The organism is Serratia sp. AKBS12 (assembly GCF_024793895.1).
In the GTDB taxonomy this organism is placed as follows: Bacteria; Pseudomonadota; Gammaproteobacteria; order Enterobacterales; family Enterobacteriaceae; genus Serratia_F.
Genome location: NZ_JANUSB010000009.1, coordinates 189,744 through 206,693 on the forward strand (window position 1 = coordinate 189,744; position 16,950 = coordinate 206,693).

Genomic DNA, 16,950 nt, shown 5'->3' on the forward strand with positions numbered 1-16,950 from the left:
ATACCGCTCGGCCTTTGCATTTTGCATGGTCGTCAGGTTAACATCTGTCCGCTTTATTCTGTTTCCTGCTGGAGTCCTGACCGAAAATGAACAAACACGCCTGTTGAATCTGGTCCCATGCCGAGCATTTTGCTGACGGATGGGGATACGTTGATTTCATTCAGGAGTGTCTATGGCTCATTTTTCGCCATCCCCTTATCTGGTTTTACACCAACTGACCTGCCAATTTGCTGACGGCGAAACGCTGTTCGGTCCACTCAACCTGCACCTCGATCGGCGACGCTGCGCGCTGGTGGGGCGCAACGGCGTCGGCAAAAGCCGTCTATTGCGCCTGCTGGCCGGCAAGGATTGCCCTGGCGACGGCCATGTGGAAACCCATGGTGTGATGGCCAGCGTGGCGCAGCACCACGAGATATCAACGGACGTTACGGTGGCGCACTGGCTCGGCTTCGGCGACGAAATGGCCGCTTTGGCGCGTATGAAACGTGGTGCAATGCTGGCCGACGACGTCGAGCTGCTGGACGGGCAGTGGGATCTGATTGAACGACTGCAGGCGGCGTTTGTGGCGGCGGGGTTACCGGCGCTGGATATGCATCAGCCAGCCGGGGCGCTAAGCGGCGGCGAACGTATGCGCGTGGCGTTGTGCGCCGCGTTCATTTCCCGGGCTGATTTTCTGCTGCTGGATGAACCAAGCAACCACCTGGATCGCCACGGGCGCGCATGGCTGTATCGGCAACTGGCAGCGTGGCGCGGCGGGATGCTGGTCGCCAGCCACGATCGGCAACTGTTGATGCACATGCAGCGCATTGTCGAACTGACCCCCGGCGGGTTGATCAGCTACAGCGGCAACTACCAGGATTACAGCCGTCAGCGCGAACGCCAACGGCAGACGGCGCGCGAAGCGCTGGAACATGCGGCGCAGGAGCGTAAACGTACCCGCACCCGGCTGCTCAAAGAACACGACGCCAGCCAGCGCCGCTCGGCCAGCACTTTGCGTAACGTGGACAACCTCAACATCGCGTCTTTTGAACGGGTGGCATACAAAGGCGCGGCAAAGGAAAGCCTGGGTACGCTGCGCAAGCAGCATCAGCGGCAGAAACAGGCGCTGGATGACAAGGTACGCGCCGCGCAACAACGGGTCGAAGATGAGAACCCGGTGATGTTTACCCTGCCGGGCAGCGCGGTGGCGGCGGGCAAGCAGCTATTGGAACTGCAAGGCGTGCAGTTGCCGTTCGTGACACAGCCGCCGCTGAGCTGGTGTCTGACGGGGCCGTCGCGGGTGGCGATCGGTGGGCCGAACGGCTGCGGTAAATCTACCTTGCTGAAAGTGATCGCCGGTCAGTTGGCAGCGCGGGCAGGAGATTGCCGACTGGCGGTCAGCGCCGCCTACCTCGATCAACACCTGAGTCAGTTCGATCTGTCACGATCGGTGATCGATCATCTGGCATTGGAAGACTCGCCGGTGGCCGCAGGTGAGCTGCGTACCCGCCTGGCGCAGTTACAACTGGATGGCGATCGGTTACGGCTGCCGCTGGCGATGCTCAGCGGTGGTGAACGCCTGAAAGCGGCGCTGGCCTGTGCGTTGTGGCGCCGGCAACCGGCACAGTTACTGCTGTTGGACGAACCAGCCAACCATCTCGATCTGGCGTCGTTACAGGCGATAGAGACGGCGCTGAAGGCGTATCCCGGCGCGCTGCTGGTGGTGTCCCATGATGATGCGTTCCTGCAGGCGCTGCGGTTAACCCACCGGCTGGATTGGGGGGAGCACGGCTGGCAAAGCCTGACACTGTAAAATGCAGTCCAGCAGGATGGTGAACGCCGCGGCCATCTGTTCTTCCGGCACGCAGGCAAAGCCCATCAGTAAGCCGCGGCGGTGGTTCGGCAGCATGTAATAACGCGAAAGCGGCCGCACCAGAACGCCACGCGCGCTGGCGGCGGCGGCGATCGCCACGTCGTCGGCGCTGTCGGGCAGATTGAGGATCAGATGCAAACCGGCATTACTGTTGAATTCGCTGAGCGCCTGTTTGCCAAGATGCTGTTCGATAAGCGTGGTAAGAAATGCGCGCCGCTTGGCATACAGCAAGCGCATGCGGCGTATGTGCGCGGTGTAATGTCCTTCCTGGATGAACTGCGCCAATGCGGTCTGGATCAGCAAATGTCCGCCGCGATACAGTTCGGTATGGGCGGTTTTCAGCGCGCCGACCAACGGCTTGGGCAGCACCACATAACCCAGCCGCAGCGCGGGATACAGCGTTTTGCTGAAGGTACCGATATAGATCACCGGCGCATCCGCTTCCAGGCCTTGTAGCGCCGGAATCGGTTGGCCGGAGAAGCGGAATTCGCTGTCATAGTCGTCTTCGACGATCCAGCCGCCGCCATGCCGCGCCAATCCCAGCAGGCGTTGGCGACGCGCCAGGCTCATCACCGATCCCAGAGGGTATTGGTGCGACGGCGTGACGAAAATCAGCCGAGGTGCACCACCCGCTTGTTCCGGCGGCACCATGCCGGCTTCATCCACCGGCAGGGGGCGAATATCCACATCGTTCATGCGCAATACGTTGCGAATGCCCCAATAGCCCGGTTCCTCAATCCACACTTCGTCGCGCGGGTTGCACAGCATGCGCGCCACCAGATCGATCGCCTGATGGATGCCTTCGGTAATCAGGATCTGCTCCGGCGAACAGCGCACCGAGCGCGCCACGCGCAGATAATCCACCAGCGCGTGCTGCAACTCCGGGCTGCCACCCTGATTACTGTAGGTAAGGCGCTGCGGCGTCGGGCGACGGCTGATGCGCGCCTGGATCTTGCTGAACAGCTGGTGCGGGAAGGCATTGACGTCCGGCACGCCGGGAATGAAGGCCCCCCATTGCTTGGGGCTGGCGCTGGCGTGTTGCAGCAGCGCTTCACCGCGTTGGGACAGTTCCAGCGGGCGCTCGGCGGCGTCGCTGCCAATCGGCATACTGGCGGTGGACAAACAGCTGTCCGGCACCGTTTCTGCGACGAAGGTCCCACTTCCGGCACGTGAAAATACATACCCTTCAGCCAAAAGTTGTTCATAAACGGTTAAAACCGTGTTGCGTGACAGGCCCAGTTCCTGTGCCAGATCGCGCGAGGCGGGCAAACGGTTGGAGGGCGGCAGACTGCCGTCGAGGATGCTGATGCGGATGGCGTTATAAAGCCGTTTATGCAGCTTGTCATCCGGTTGTTCGCCCAGCCTTTGCAACAGTAAATCACCGCTTAATGAACGCAAGTGGATCCCTCAATTAATCGTAACTGGCACTCGATTATAGGGCCACACCCTGTGTAAATAAACGTCATTGTTTCACGAATGTGAACGAAACGTGTAACTGACATTGGGCGGAGAACACAACCATGAAAAACGCAGAACTGAATCAACGTCGTCTTGATGCCACCCCGCGCGGCATCGGCGTCATGTGCGGCTACTATGCCGACCGGGCGGAAAACGCCACGCTGTGGGATGTGGAAGGCAACAAGATTATCGATTTTGCCGCGGGTATTGCTGTGCTGAACACCGGTCACCGCCACCCGAAAGTGGTCGCCGCCATTGAGCAGCAACTCAAGTCGTTTACCCATACTGCTTACCAGATCGTGCCATACGAAAGTTATGTGGCGCTTGCCGAGCGCATCAACCAGCGCGCACCGATCGACGGACCTGCCAAAACCGCATTCTTCACCACCGGCGCCGAAGCGGTAGAAAACGCGGTGAAAATTGCCCGCGCCCATACCGGCCGGCCAGGGGTCATTACCTTTGGCGGCGGTTTCCACGGCCGTACTTACATGACCATGGCGCTGACCGGCAAAGTGGCACCTTACAAGCTTGGCTTCGGCCCGTTCCCGGGATCGGTGTTCCACGGCCAGTACCCGAACGCGCTGTACGGCGTCAGCACCCAGGACGCAATGAATAGCCTGGAACGCATCTTTAAAGCAGATATCGAGCCGAAACAGGTGGCGGCGATCGTGCTGGAACCGGTGCAGGGCGAAGGCGGCTTCAACGTCGCGCCGCCGGAGTTCATGCAGGCGCTGCGAGCACTGTGCGACGAGCATGGCATTCTGCTGGTAGCCGACGAAGTGCAAACCGGGTTCGCACGCACCGGCAAACTGTTCGCCATGGAACATTACGCCGTGAAGGCCGATTTGATCACTATGGCGAAAAGCCTGGCGGGTGGCATGCCACTGTCTGGCGTGGTTGGCCGTGCCGAAGTGATGGACGCGCCGGCGCCGGGCGGGCTGGGCGGCACCTACGGCGGTAACCCGCTGGCGGTGGCAGCAGCCCATGCGGTGCTGGATGTGATCGACGAAGAACAGCTGTGTCAGCGTGCGCAGCGTCTGGGCCAGCATCTGGTGGAAGTGTTGCAGCATGCGCGGGAAACCTGCCCGGCGATCGCCGACATCCGTGCGCAAGGATCGATGGTGGCGGTGGAGTTCAACGACCCTGCCACGGGGAAACCGTCACCGGACTTTACCCGTCAGGTACAGCAAAAAGCCCAACAGGAAGGCCTGTTGCTGCTGAGCTGCGGGGTGAACGGTAACGTGATTCGTTTCCTGTATCCGTTGACCATTCCAGACGATCAATTTACCGAAGCGCTGGGTATCCTTTCCCGCGCGTTGGCTCAGTAAGGAACGCATGCCATGAAACTGAACAATCCCGAATTGCTGCGCAACCAGTGCCTGATCAACGGTGAATGGTGCGATGCGCTGAGCGGCAAGCGTGAAGCGGTGATTAACCCGGCGACCGGCGTCGAGCTGGCGTCTATCCCACTGGTCAGCGGTGAAGAAACCCTACAGGCGATCGGCGCAGCGCAGCGGGCGCAGCAAGACTGGAAGCAGCTCACGGCCAAACAGCGTTCGGCGTTGCTGCTGGCCTGGGCCGAACGGATCCTGGCAGCTCAGGAAGATCTGGCCCGGTTGATGACCGCCGAACAGGGGAAATCACTGGCGGAAGCGCGGGGCGAAGTGGCATATGCCGCGTCGTTTATCACCTGGTTCGCCGAAGAAGCCAAGCGGGTCGATGGTGCGGTATTGCAGGCGCCGCAGGCCTCGCAGCGTCTGGTGGTGGTAAAGCAGCCGATCGGCGTCTGTGCGGCGATCACCCCGTGGAACTTCCCGGCGGCGATGATCACCCGCAAAGTGGCACCGGCGCTGGCGGCGGGTTGCGCCATCATCGTCAAACCGGCGGAACAGACGCCGTTGACCGCCCTGGCGTTGGGCAAACTGGCGCAGGACGCGGGTATTCCTGCCGGAGTGCTGCAGATTGTTACCGGCGACGCAGCGCAGGTCGGCAAAGTGCTGTGCGACAGTCCGGTGGTACGCAAGCTGAGTTTCACCGGTTCAACGGAAGTGGGGCGCATTCTGATGGCGCAATGTGCGCCGACCATCAAGAAACTGTCGCTGGAACTGGGCGGCAACGCGCCGGTGATCGTGTTTGACGATGCCAATCTGGACGCGGCGGTGGCCGGCATTATGGCCTCCAAGTTCCGCAATAGCGGTCAGACCTGCGTTTGCGCCAACCGAATTTACGTGCAGGCCGGTATTTACGAGCGGCTGGTGGATAAGCTGGTCGCCGCGGTGGAACAGCTCAAGGTCGGCGACGGCGCGTTGGAGGGCACTACGCAGGGGCCGCTGATCGATCGAGCCGCGGTCGAAAAAGTGCAAAGTCATATTGATGACGCGTTGATCAAGGGGGCGCAGATCGCCACCGGCGGCCAGCCGCACGCGCTTGGCGGCACCTTCTATCAACCGACGGTGGTAACCGGCGTGACGCAGCAGATGCGCTTCGCCAAAGAGGAAACCTTTGGCCCGGTAGCGCCGCTGTTCCGTTTTCAGGATGAGCAAGAGGCCATCGCCATGGCTAACGATACCGAATTTGGTCTGGCGGCTTACGTCTTCACGCAAAATGCAGCGCGCCAGTGGCGGGTTCCCGAAGCGCTGGAGTACGGCATGGTCGGCATCAATACCGGTCTGATTTCCAACGAGGTGGCGCCGTTCGGCGGCGTGAAGCAGTCAGGGCTCGGACGCGAAGGATCGCGCTACGGGATAGAGGAATATCTGGAGCTGAAATACCTGTGTATCGACGTGAGCTGTTAACCCTCGGGACAATAACCTCACCCGGTGGCGTTTGTCGCCGGGTTGCAAAGGACAATCTATGCCTTCTGACAACATCACCCTGTCTGCGGCGCTTGCCGGGGAGCGGGCATCTGCACCCGCCAAATCACTGAGTTTCCTGGAAGGGGTGGCGATGATCGTCGGTACCAATATCGGTGCCGGCGTGCTGTCAATCGCTTACGCTTCAAGCAAGGCAGGCTTTCTGCCACTGCTGTTCTGGCTGGTGATGGTCGGCTGCCTGACGACCATCACCATGCTGTACGTCGCCGAATCCACCTTGCGTACCCGTGCGCATTTACAGCTGAGCGGCCTGGCGAAACGCTATGTCGGCGGCCTGGGCGCCTGGCTGATGTTTGCGTCGGTCTGCGTCAACAGCGTTGGCGCGTTGACCGCCTACATGACCGGTAGCGGCAAGTTGCTGCAATCCCTATTCGGCATTTCCCCGGCGTTAGGCAGTCTGCTGTTTTTCATTCCGGCTGCCGGCGTGCTGTACCTTGGTTTGAAGGCTATCGGCCGGGGCGAAAAGTTTATCAGCATCGGCATGGTGGTGATGCTCAGCGCGCTGGTGATTGCGACGCTGCTGAAAGACACCACGCAAATGCGCAACCTGCTCGACGGCAACTGGCGGTTTATGGTGCCGGTGTTCAACGTGGTGGTGTTCTGTTTTTCTGCGCAATATATCGTGCCGGAGATGGCGCGCGGCTTCTCGAACAAACCGGAACAGTTGCCCAAGGCGATTATCGTCGGCATGGTGATCACCTTTGTGCTGCTTGCGGCGGTGCCGCTGTCGGTCATTGCGCTGAGCGGGCTGGACGGCATTTCTGACGTGGCGACCATTTCCTGGGGGCAGGCGCTGGGGCAGTGGGCATTCTTTTCGGCGAATATCTTTGCACTGTGCGCCATGCTGACATCATATTGGGGCCTGGGCGGCAGCTTCCTGACCAATATTTTCGACAAATTCCGCCTGGGTAACGACGAACAGCCGCTGCGCCGTTTTGCCGTATTGCTGCTGGTGGTAGTACCGCCGTTCGTACTGGCTTACAGCGGCTTTGTTTCATTCGTTAACGCACTGTACTTTGCCGGCGTATTCAGCGGTGTGATTCTGTCGATAATGCCGATGCTGATCCTGCGCGGTGCGCGTAAAGAAGGTGACATGACGCCACGCTGGCAATGCAGCTGGATCACTCACCCTCTGCTGCAAATCTGCATTGTGCTGCTGTATCTGTCCAGCGCGGTATACGCCATAGCGTCGCTGCTTGGCTACCTGCCGGCAGGATGGTAATCCTCTCCCTCAAGTGATGTGTTTTCTCTGCATAGAGAACGGCGGCGTCGTGGCCGCCGATTTTTTAATTACCCGGTGCTGACAGCGCCAGCCAGGCCTGTAACAAAGGGCGTTGCCACTGTTGTCGGGCATAGCGCTGCAGATTTTCCGGCACCGCATCACCATGCATGACCAAGCGATTGAGCATCAGCGCCAGATCGCTGTCGGCGATGCACCATTCGCCAAACAGATATTCCTGCCCGTGCGCCAGCAGCGTATTGGCGGCGGTAAACAGCTTCTGCGCCGTGGCCTGCGCCTCGGTGGACAACGCGGCGAATTTGCCGCCGTTGAAAACGGCTTCGGTCGGACGTTCGGCGCGGATTGGCAGCAGATCGCTGCGCAACCAGGCCTGAACCTCACGCGCCTTGGCGCGCAGCTGCCGATCGCGCGGATACACCGGCGGCTGTGGGTACAGCTCTTCCAGATACTCCTCGATAGCCGAGGATTCTGCCAGGGAAAATCCCTCATGGATCAAGGTTGGCACCCGGTGGGTCAAGGAAATATCAGCAAAAGTGGCGCCAAGGTGTTCGCCCTGCGATAAATCGACCGGCACCGTTTTGAAGGGAATGCCTTTTTCGGTCAGCGTGATAAATACAGACATGGCATAAGGGCTGAAGAAGTTGGCATCGGTATACAGCAGGGTGGTTGGCTGGCTCATGGTGTGTCCTGAAAATAACCGGATTGAGCTGATGATAATTGCTGACTAACCTAACGGAATCAATAAGAAAATCATCGACGATGATAAGGCGGATTAATGGATATTAGCCGTTTACAGGCAATAATTCAGACCGTCTCACAGAATTGGTTAATTTCACTAATAAATGTTGTACCCGCAAGTAAAAATACGCTAGAAGGTGATACAGGTGATTTTTTAATCTGACACTTCTGCGCACGGGTTTTGCTTATGCTGGATCGGATTACTGCACATACTCCTCTCGGCCCTGACGAGCTGATGTTCTGGTCTTTGCAGGGCAGCGAGCAACTCGCCAGGCCCTATGTCTTTCAGGTGGAGCTGCTTAGTCAGAACTTTCGCCTCGATCGCCGGGCATTGCTCGGCCAACCGGTCACGCTGGCCATCCCCACCCAGAACCTGCTTACGCCACGCTACCTGAACGGCAAGGTCACCGCGGCGGCGGTGCGCAGCCAGGAACTCGGCGACACGCGTTATGCGGTGTACCAGCTGCGGCTGGAGCCGGATCTGTGGCCGATGATACGCGATCGCAACTTTCGCATCTTCCAGCAACTGACGGTGCCGCAGATAGTTAAAACCTTGCTGGCGGAGCAGAATGTCACCTGCGAGGATCGGCTGACCGGCGCCTATCGACAGTGGGAATATTGCGTGCAATATCAGGAGAGCAGCTACAACTTCATCAGCCGGCTGATGGAGCTGGAGGGCATTTATTACTTTTTCCGCCATGAAATGGGCAAGCAGACGCTGGTGCTGATGGATGCGCCACAATCGCATCAACCCTTCGAAGGTTACGAAGCCATTGCGTATCATGTGACCCCCTCCGGAGGCAGCACGTCAGAAGAGGGCATTAGCCACTGGTCGGTCAACGATGTGGTGACGCCGGGTATTTACAGCATTGATGATTACGACTTCCGCAAACCCAACGCCTGGCTGTTTCAGGCTCGGCAGAATCCGGCGTCGCCCCAGCCGGGTCAGATTGACGTTTACGATTGGCCAGGCCGCTTTGTTGACCATCAGCATGGGGAGTTTTACGCGCGCATCCGGCAAGAGGCCTGGCAGGCCGAGCACCAGCAAACCAGCGGCACCGGCACCGCGTTGGGGATTACGCCGGGACATACCTTTACCCTGCATAACGCCCCTTATGCCAGCGACAATGGCGAGTATCTGGTGACGCAGGCGGAGTACAACCTGCGTGAAAACCGCTATGCCAGCGGCGGAGAGAGCAGCGAACACCGTATCGATTTCAGCGTGATGCCGGCCGACGTTCCCTTCCGCCCGGAACAACAATCCCCCTGGCCGAAAACCTGCGGGCCGCAGACCGCCAGGGTGGTGGGGCCAAAAGGCGAATCGATCTGGACCGACAGGTATGGCCGGGTCAAGGTCAAGTTTCACTGGGATCGGCTGGCGGCCGGCGACGACACCAGTTCCTGCTGGGTTCGCGTTTCCAGCGCCTGGGCCGGGCAAGGCTTTGGCGGAGTGCAGATCCCGCGGGTTAACGATGAGGTGGTGGTCGATTTCATCAACGGCGATCCGGACCGGCCAATCATTATCGGACGAGTCTACAACGAAGCCAGCATGCCGCCGTGGGCGCTGCCGGCGGCGGCGACGCAGATGGGATTTATCAGCCGTTCGAAGGACGGGACGCCGGATAATGCCAACGCGTTGCGCTTTGAAGACAAGACCGGATCGGAACAGGTGTGGATCCAGGCCGAACGTAATCTGGATACCAACGTCAAGAATGAGGAAAGCCACTCCGTCGGCAGTAACCGTACCAAAACCGTCGGCGCCGATGAAACCAGCCACATCAAGCAAAACCGCAACAAAAACGTCGATGGCAACGAAACGGTGATTATCGGGCAAAACCGTAGCAAAACCGTCAGTGGCAATGAAACCACCACGGTAAAACAGAACCGCAGCCAAACCGTTGAAGGCAGTGAAACGCTGATGGTGCAGCAAAGCCGCAGCGAGACCATCACCGGCGATCACACGGCGACGGTGAAGAGCAATCAGACCGCAACGGTAGAAGGCAATCAGGTAATGACCGTCAATCAGGATCGCACCCGGACGGTGAATGGCAACGAGAAGGTCAGCGTAGTGAAGAACCGCGAAGTGCAAGTGACCGGCCACCAGACTCTGGGGATAGCCGGCAATCGCGAAGCCTCGATTACCGGCAGCGAAAACAAACTGATCGGCAAAAAGCAGGAGGTCAATATTGGCGAGGGCCGCACCATCGTGATTAACGGCGGCGATACGCGTTACACCGACGGCGTGGTGAACGACAGCGCGTCGCAGGCGTTCCAGATCAGCGTAGGGGAATCAACCGGTATCACCATTTCATCCGGCAGCATCGAAATTGTTGCCGGCGGCGCCAGCATAACCATCAATTCGGCGGGCGTGATGGTCAACGGCACCAAAATCGAACTCAACGCCTGAGCGGACACCGATGATGCACAGCCAGGCGAGAAATCCCACCGAACAGCTGATGGCGCAACTGGAACGGCAATGGTTGGCAGCCAGCAACGATCCGGCGGCGCGGTTGTTTATCTGGCGGGTGAAGGCGAATGCCGAATCGCTGATCCAGGCATTTATCGCGCTGCAACAGCAGCCGCCGGGCGACTACAGCACACCGGATCTGTTTATCGGTTTTATGGCGCCGTTTGATACCGCTTACGGCTATAGCCGGGCGCTGGCAGACGAATTGATTGAACGCTACGAAGCCAGCGACGGCGCGCAGGGCTGGGATTTCGAGCCGCTGCTGCCCTGCCTTGGCGCAACGCAATGGCAGGCGCTGCTTGGTCACTTTGCCGAACACCACCGCGAACAGCTGCGCTATGTGGTGGCGGTGTTCACCCCGGCACAGGTCAGCGATCGGGCGGCGCTGGAACGCTGGCTGGCACAGACTGTAGAGCGTATCACTGATGGCGTGCGCGTCATGCTCATCGATACGCTGGAACAGCCAGTCTGGCAGTCATTGCAGCAGGCATTTCCCCAACGGGTGCGGCTGATGACGTCAGATATCGACGGCATGACGCTGATGCAGCAGACCGCCAGTCAGCTCAGCGATCGTGACGGCGATCGCCTGCGCTGCCGGCAATTTATGGCCGATGCGTTGCTGCTGCTGGAACGCGGTACGCCGCAGCAGGTTGCAACCCGTGCCGGGCTGGCGCTGGCCATCGCTGCCAGGAAGGGCTGGCTGGAACAGCAGGTAGTGATGCACAACATCATCGGCGGCGGTTGGGTGAAGGGGAAGTCCGCCGAGAAGGCGGTGGCGGCGTATCGCCAGGCACAACAGGTGGCGCAGGGCATCGGTGACCAGCCGCTGCGCACCACTTTGCAGATGCAAAGTGCCTTCGGCGAAGGCGGTGCCTGGTTTAGCGTCGGGGAATATCGCCAGGCCGCCGGTGCCTATCGGCTGGCTGCCGGGCTGGCGCAGTTGGCGGACAACCGACTATTGGCGATCGAGGGAATGCGCATGGCGGGGCGATGCCTGGTATTGGACGGCGATCAAACCCATGCGCTGGCGGATTATGCTCAGGTTATTCATGCCGCACGGCCGCTGTCCGCCGAGGAGCGTAGGCAAACCACACTGCCGCTGGCGTTGCAGGACCTGCTACATATTCAAGACGATAAGCGAGCCCAGGCGCTGGCGGACTGTGCCGATGCCTATCAACAACGCAAACAGCAGCTTATCTTGCGCGCCGAAAGCGAGGTGGCGCAGCAAGGGGCAACCCTCCAGGCGGTGCGACTGGCGGAGAACCGGTTACAGCAGTCGCTGGAACAGAGTTTTCTGCAGGCGCGCAGCCAGCGCGAACAGCTGATCCTCGAGGGTTACCCCGGTTTTCGACAGGTGATCGCCATCGGGCGTCAGTATCTGCAGCCGCAGTGGAATGGCTTGCCGGAGATTGCCCACCCGTTTGATGCACCGGTCGGCGAATGGCAACGGATGCCGCATACCATGGCGCTGCCGTCACAGGACGCCGCCGAAGAATTTATTCAACACGCTACCAACAAGGATCGGGCATGAACAAGGTGGTGATAATTGTGGTGGTCACGCTGCTGGCGATCGGGTTTATCAGCCTGTCGGACAGCGATCTGGCCTACGAAGCGCGCACGTTCCTACGCGCCTTGCTGCGTGCGCTGTTCTGATCGGGGAACACCGAGGTTCGGCCTATGCACTCCAGTTCGCATTTTGACCCTCAGCTTGGGATAGATATTCATACCTATCCGTTTGGTCCGTTGCCGACGCCGCACATCGCTCTGGTGTTTGACGTTTTTGATTACCTGCCGCTGATTGGCACCACGGTAAACGTCAACGGCATCAAGCGGGCCAGCGCCGGTACCGGTGGGTTGGCGGTGCATATTCCGATTGGCGGCCCGTGGTTGCCCCCGTTGCGTTTGCCTGGCGGGCCACAGATCGACAACGAACTGTTTATGGGCAGTAAAACGGTGCGCGTTGACGGCGAGCCGTTCTCACGTATCACCATGCCGGTGTTGAGCTGCAACTTCATCGGTATGATGCCGCCGTTCCGGCCGAAGCGCCTGGCCAAACCCAAGCCGCTGTCGCTGATGATGCCGCTGACGCTCAACCTGGCGATCCCTAACCAGGTGGTGGTCGGCGGCCCCCCTACGGTCAACGTGATGGCGCTGGTGATGCGCGCCGGCTTGAGTGGATTAGGCAAGGGATTGAAGAAATTCAAGAAAAGTGCGGGCTACGCCAAGTTTATGACGCAGTTTCAGCAACTGCGGCAAAAACTGTTTAAAAACATGGATCCCGGCTTCCTCAAGTGTAAGGTGCTGCGCGCTGAACCGGTCGATATACGCGATGGCAGCGTGGCGCTGGAACATCAAGATTTCGTGCTACCGGGGCGGTTGCCGCTGATCTGGGCTCGCCACTATTCGTCGGCGGGGATCGATGACGCCGGTTATTGTGGCTATGGCTGGACAACGCCGGCGGATATTTGCCTGGAGCGGGACGACAGTGGCGTAATGCTGTTGACCCGGCCACAGGGGATCACCGCCTTTGGCAACATTCCCGAGCAGCCGGGGCGTGAGCATGCGGCGATAGGCCTGCCGGATGGCGGGCGTCTGTGGTGGGAACGGCATAACCGTCAGCGCAGCTGGATATATGAAGACCATGACGGGTTGCTGTATCGCTTTGACGATGGCAGCGTCATGCCGTTGGCATCGCTGGGCGATCGCAATGGTAACGGCTGGCGCCTGGTGCGTCAGCAGGGGCAACTGATACGGCTGGTGGAATATTCGGCCCAGGGTGCCAGCGGACGAGAGGTACATATCACCAGCGAGCGACAGCGTATCACCGTGATGCGTTTATACGATGCGCTCAACCATATTTACTCGCCGCTGGCCCGTTATGAATATGATACCGACAACCAACTGGCGGCAGAGATTGACGCATTGGGCGCCGCGCGTCGCTTCGACTATCAGCACCGGCGTATGACTTGGCATCAGGATCGCAACGGCCAGCGTTTTCACTATGCTTATGACCCGCAATGGCGCGTGATTCACGCCTGGGGCGACGGTGGGCTGTATGACTACCACTTTGTCTACCATGATCTGCTGAGCGAAGTAGAGGTCACCGATTCGCTTGGTTATACCTCTCATATCCGCTTCGACAGTGACGGCTTGCCGATTAGCGAGATCGATCCGTTGGGGGGCAATACGGTCTTTAGCTATGACGATTTTGGGCGTCCGTTGAGCGTTACCCAGCCGGATGGTCGGTGCTATCAATGGGAGTATGACGCGCAGGGATTGATCGTGGCGATGGTTCAGCCTGACGGCAACCGGGTGAGTCTGGCGTATAACGATTTTGCGCAGCTGGCAACGTTGACTGACGCGAAGGGGGCCCAGTGGCTCATGGAACACGATGAGCGGGGCAACCTGCTGGCGCAGTGCGATCCGACCGGCGTGACCCACCGCTACCGCTATGATGAGCTGGGGCAGCCGATCGCATTATTGGCCGCCGACGGCGAGCGGCAATGCTGTGAGTACGATCGCTATGGCTTTTTGCAATCCATGTCCAGCAATCACGGGCAGCAGTTGCAGCTACGCTACGATCTGCGCGGTAACCTGCGTATGAAAACCGACGAGCTTGGCCAGCAAACCCGTTATGAATATGACGCAAAAGATCGCCTGTTGCAGGTGCTTGCGGCGGATGGAAAACGGCTGGCGATCGAATACGATCGTGAGGATCAGCCAGTATGTTATCGCGACGAAGCGGGACGCCAGATTCTACTGCGCTATAACGCCACCGGCATGGTTACTGAATGCCTGACGCCAGAAGGGGAACGGGTAGCGTATCAGTATGACACTGAAGACCAGCTGACGGCGGTAGTCAACCCGATGGGGCAGACGTGGTGTTTACGGCGCGATGGGCTGGGGCGCGTGGTCGAGGAGCGCGATTACTGGGGGCAGGCGACCGGTTATCAATGGGACGCCTGTGGCCGTTTGCAGCGGCGCACCGATCCGCAAGGCCGCACGCTGGACTACGGTTACGATCGGGCTGGCCGGTTGCAGGAAAAGCGTAGCGGTGAGGGTTTACTGACACGTTATCGCTATGACGCCATCGGCCAACTGATTCAATGCGAAAACCGCTGGCGGCAGTTGGAGTGGCGCTATGACGCCGCTGGCAGGCTGGTGGCGGAACTGCAAGACGGTTTTACCGTCAGGCACCGTTACAATGATGCCGGGCAGCGTATACTGCGCGAGAGCGATGCCGGCCATCGGGTGGCATTTGGCTGGAACGACGCTGGCCTGCTGGCGTCGATCGGCCTGAATGACGATCCTGCGGTGGAACTTGTCTATGACGCGGCGGGCAGATTGTGCACCGAGCGGCTCAGCGCCGAACTGGAACGCCAGTTGGAATATGACGGGGACGGCCAGCTTATCGCACAGCGGGTGTTGCAAAACGAGCAGCCCATGTTCTCAACCGGCTACCGCTACGATCGTCAGGGCAATATGGTGGAACGGGACGACGGTCGCTGGGGGCGGGACCGTTATCATTATGATGCCGACGGGCGTTTGCTGGCGCATATTGATCCGGCGGAAAACATTCGCCGATTTGTCTGTGACGCCGCCGGCAATCGGCTGGCGCTGACGGTACGCGCGGTGAACGACACGCCAGAGGGGTGGTTCCGCGAAGGCTGGCATAATGATACGCGCTATGTGTTTGATCGTACTGGCAACCTGCGCCAGCGCCGTTATAGTGACGGCAGCAGGCAGGATTTCGTCTGGGATGAAAGCCAGCAGCTGATCGCCGTGCACCAGGGCGACAGGGTGACGCATTATGCCTATGACGGGCTGGGCAGGCGGGTCTGTAAGCAAACGCCACAGGAAACCCGCTGGTTTTACTGGCAGGGGGATGCTTTACTGGCAGAAGCCGCCACGCCTGCCGGGCAGGGGATTGACCCGTTGCCGCTGCACGATGTCGCCGGTCGACTGCGACGGCAAAAGGCGCAGGCCATGCTCTTTAACACGTTGCGAGAATACGTCTACTATCCCGGCAGTTTCCGACCGTTTGCCCTGTTGACGCAGCAAGACGGGCGGCGCAGCAGTTACCATTATCATTGCGATCCGAACGGCGCGCCGTTGCGACTGACCGACGGAGGGGGTGAAATCGTCTGGTCGCAACGTTGCGGTGTCTGGGGCGAACCCGGTACGGTGTATGCTAACAAGATCGCTAATCCACTGCGCTTCCAGGGGCAGTATTACGATGGCGAAAGTGGGCTGCATTATAACCGCTACCGTTATTACGATCCGCAGCTGGGTGGTTATATCAGCCAGGATCCGATTGGGCTGGCGGGCGGCGTCAACCCGTATCGCTATGCGCCGAACCCTTTGGGATGGGCGGATCCCTGGGGGTTAAAAAAAGACGACTACACCATCTCAGCCAATTCAGCGGCGACTGACATTCCCGCCAGGGGCGTACACGTTAATGTCCATGGCCCCGGTTTACCTGCAAAAGGCGGCCATGTCAGTCTGGTGCCTGGTGATATTCACCCTAAAACGAAAGCCGTGCTTAATTTGGCCTTTGAACCTGCGGATAAGGCAGCGTCAAGCGTTAGTGCCAGCCAATGGAAAAAAATACAGGCGTCAATTACTCGCTATCTCGACGATCCTAAAAATATGGCGCGATTGATATCTGCTGCCCAGGGCGGCATAGATTTACCTGCCAGTTCAATGAGTACGGCCCGTTTGGAACAGATTAAAACGGTGAAATCAGTGTTAGAAGAACATAAAGCAAAAGGAACCAACCCATGCAGATAAAAGAGTTTTTAAACCAAAACGGCCGACTGACACAGCTGGTGGAAAAATATATACAGGGAGGATCGCTCTTTACGTCGGATCAAAGCAGTGAGGTCGATCTGGGATATTTAACCATAAAATCACAGTGCGATGACTCCTCTGGTGAACCGGGGTTTAGTGAGATATTCTCCTTCGACTTTGCTTTACAGGACTGTGGCACGGTAGAGTTAAAATTATATTATAATAAAAATGATTTTTTTGGGGATGCCATCTGTCTCCATGAGGATCGATTAACCGCCGATGTGTTTTTAAATATCCTAAAAAATCAAAGTATTACATATGAAACCTATATAAATACTGACGTTGAGGATGAAGGGGGTATTTACCTTGCTAATGGCGTAATGGCGAGATTCAAAATCATCAACAATACAAAAATTGTTTATCAAGTCGAGTGCAACTTCTCCTTATATCCCGAGTTTGCTAACGGGATGAAAAAAACGCTAAGAGAAAGAATGAAGTTAATTTAGCATTTAAAATGTTGCAACGCCTTGTC

Annotated in this window: 11 protein-coding genes; 9 read left to right on the plus strand and 2 right to left on the minus strand. The window is 58.7% G+C overall.

Annotated elements, in window-relative coordinates:
• Nucleotides 1-172 precede the first annotated feature (172 nt).
• The gene (locus tag NYE85_RS07280; RefSeq protein WP_259004032.1) at nucleotides 173-1,792 is read left to right on the plus strand and encodes an ABC-F family ATP-binding cassette domain-containing protein; all 1,620 of its coding nucleotides are present in this window, start codon (nucleotides 173-175) and stop codon (nucleotides 1,790-1,792) included.
• Here the strand turns inward: NYE85_RS07280 and NYE85_RS07285 are convergent.
• Nucleotides 1,739-3,250 carry a PLP-dependent aminotransferase family protein gene (locus tag NYE85_RS07285; RefSeq protein WP_259004033.1) on the minus strand — a complete coding sequence of 504 codons (1,512 nt, stop codon included), beginning with the start codon at nucleotides 3,248-3,250 and terminating at the stop codon, nucleotides 1,739-1,741. The genes NYE85_RS07280 and NYE85_RS07285 overlap by 54 nt on opposite strands.
• 122 nt (nucleotides 3,251-3,372) lie before the next feature.
• On the opposite strand from NYE85_RS07285, the gene NYE85_RS07290 reads away from it, so the two are divergent.
• Genes NYE85_RS07290 through NYE85_RS07300 form a run of 3 tightly spaced genes read left to right on the plus strand, consistent with a single transcriptional unit; the run spans nucleotide 3,373 to nucleotide 7,405 of the window.
• Nucleotides 3,373-4,638, plus strand: a complete 1,266-nt coding sequence (locus NYE85_RS07290; protein WP_259004034.1) for a 4-aminobutyrate--2-oxoglutarate transaminase — start codon at nucleotides 3,373-3,375, stop codon at nucleotides 4,636-4,638.
• A gap of 12 nt (nucleotides 4,639-4,650) precedes the next feature.
• Nucleotides 4,651-6,105 (plus strand): NAD-dependent succinate-semialdehyde dehydrogenase, encoded by a 1,455-nt coding sequence (locus NYE85_RS07295; protein ID WP_259004035.1) that lies wholly within the window; start codon nucleotides 4,651-4,653, stop codon nucleotides 6,103-6,105.
• A gap of 58 nt (nucleotides 6,106-6,163) precedes the next feature.
• The gene (locus tag NYE85_RS07300; RefSeq protein ID WP_259004036.1) at nucleotides 6,164-7,405 is read left to right on the plus strand and encodes an amino acid permease; all 1,242 of its coding nucleotides are present in this window, start codon (nucleotides 6,164-6,166) and stop codon (nucleotides 7,403-7,405) included.
• A 64-nt stretch (nucleotides 7,406-7,469) separates the two neighbouring features.
• Here the strand turns inward: NYE85_RS07300 and yfcF are convergent, their stop codons facing one another.
• Nucleotides 7,470-8,102, minus strand: a complete 633-nt coding sequence (gene yfcF / locus NYE85_RS07305; protein ID WP_259004037.1) for a glutathione transferase — start codon at nucleotides 8,100-8,102, stop codon at nucleotides 7,470-7,472.
• 246 nt (nucleotides 8,103-8,348) lie between these two features.
• Here yfcF and NYE85_RS07310 point away from each other — a divergent pair, with 246 nt between their 5' ends.
• The 5 genes from NYE85_RS07310 to NYE85_RS07330 are packed head-to-tail and all read left to right on the plus strand — an operon-like array spanning nucleotide 8,349 to nucleotide 16,924.
• Entirely contained in the window at nucleotides 8,349-10,568 is a 2,220-nt protein-coding gene (locus NYE85_RS07310; protein WP_259004038.1) for a type VI secretion system Vgr family protein, read from the plus strand.
• A 10-nt stretch (nucleotides 10,569-10,578) separates the two neighbouring features.
• Complete coding sequence (locus tag NYE85_RS07315; protein WP_259004039.1) at nucleotides 10,579-12,159, plus strand: hypothetical protein; 1,581 nt, start codon at nucleotides 10,579-10,581, stop codon at nucleotides 12,157-12,159.
• Entirely contained in the window at nucleotides 12,156-12,281 is a 126-nt protein-coding gene (locus NYE85_RS07320; RefSeq protein ID WP_259004040.1) for a hypothetical protein, read from the plus strand. Before NYE85_RS07315 ends, NYE85_RS07320 begins: the two co-directional genes overlap by 4 nt.
• 24 nt (nucleotides 12,282-12,305) lie before the next feature.
• Nucleotides 12,306-16,418, plus strand: coding sequence for an RHS repeat-associated core domain-containing protein (locus tag NYE85_RS07325; protein WP_259004041.1), 4,113 nt, complete (start codon nucleotides 12,306-12,308; stop codon nucleotides 16,416-16,418).
• Nucleotides 16,409-16,924, plus strand: a complete 516-nt coding sequence (locus tag NYE85_RS07330) for a hypothetical protein (RefSeq protein ID WP_259004042.1) — start codon at nucleotides 16,409-16,411, stop codon at nucleotides 16,922-16,924. Before NYE85_RS07325 ends, NYE85_RS07330 begins: the two co-directional genes overlap by 10 nt.
• Nucleotides 16,925-16,950: the final 26 nt, after the last annotated feature.

Coding starts and splice junctions, on each gene's coding strand:
- NYE85_RS07330 (WP_259004042.1), top strand. CDS start 16,409: ATGCAGATAAAAGAGTTTTTAAACCAAAACGGCCGACTGACACAGCTG.
- NYE85_RS07300 (WP_259004036.1), top strand. CDS start 6,164: ATGCCTTCTGACAACATCACCCTGTCTGCGGCGCTTGCCGGGGAGCGG.
- NYE85_RS07325 (WP_259004041.1), top strand. CDS start 12,306: ATGCACTCCAGTTCGCATTTTGACCCTCAGCTTGGGATAGATATTCAT.
- NYE85_RS07290 (WP_259004034.1), top strand. CDS start 3,373: ATGAAAAACGCAGAACTGAATCAACGTCGTCTTGATGCCACCCCGCGC.
- NYE85_RS07320 (WP_259004040.1), top strand. CDS start 12,156: ATGAACAAGGTGGTGATAATTGTGGTGGTCACGCTGCTGGCGATCGGG.
- NYE85_RS07310 (WP_259004038.1), top strand. CDS start 8,349: ATGCTGGATCGGATTACTGCACATACTCCTCTCGGCCCTGACGAGCTG.
- yfcF (WP_259004037.1), bottom strand. CDS start 8,102: ATGAGCCAGCCAACCACCCTGCTGTATACCGATGCCAACTTCTTCAGC.
- NYE85_RS07295 (WP_259004035.1), top strand. CDS start 4,651: ATGAAACTGAACAATCCCGAATTGCTGCGCAACCAGTGCCTGATCAAC.
- NYE85_RS07280 (WP_259004032.1), top strand. CDS start 173: ATGGCTCATTTTTCGCCATCCCCTTATCTGGTTTTACACCAACTGACC.
- NYE85_RS07315 (WP_259004039.1), top strand. CDS start 10,579: ATGATGCACAGCCAGGCGAGAAATCCCACCGAACAGCTGATGGCGCAA.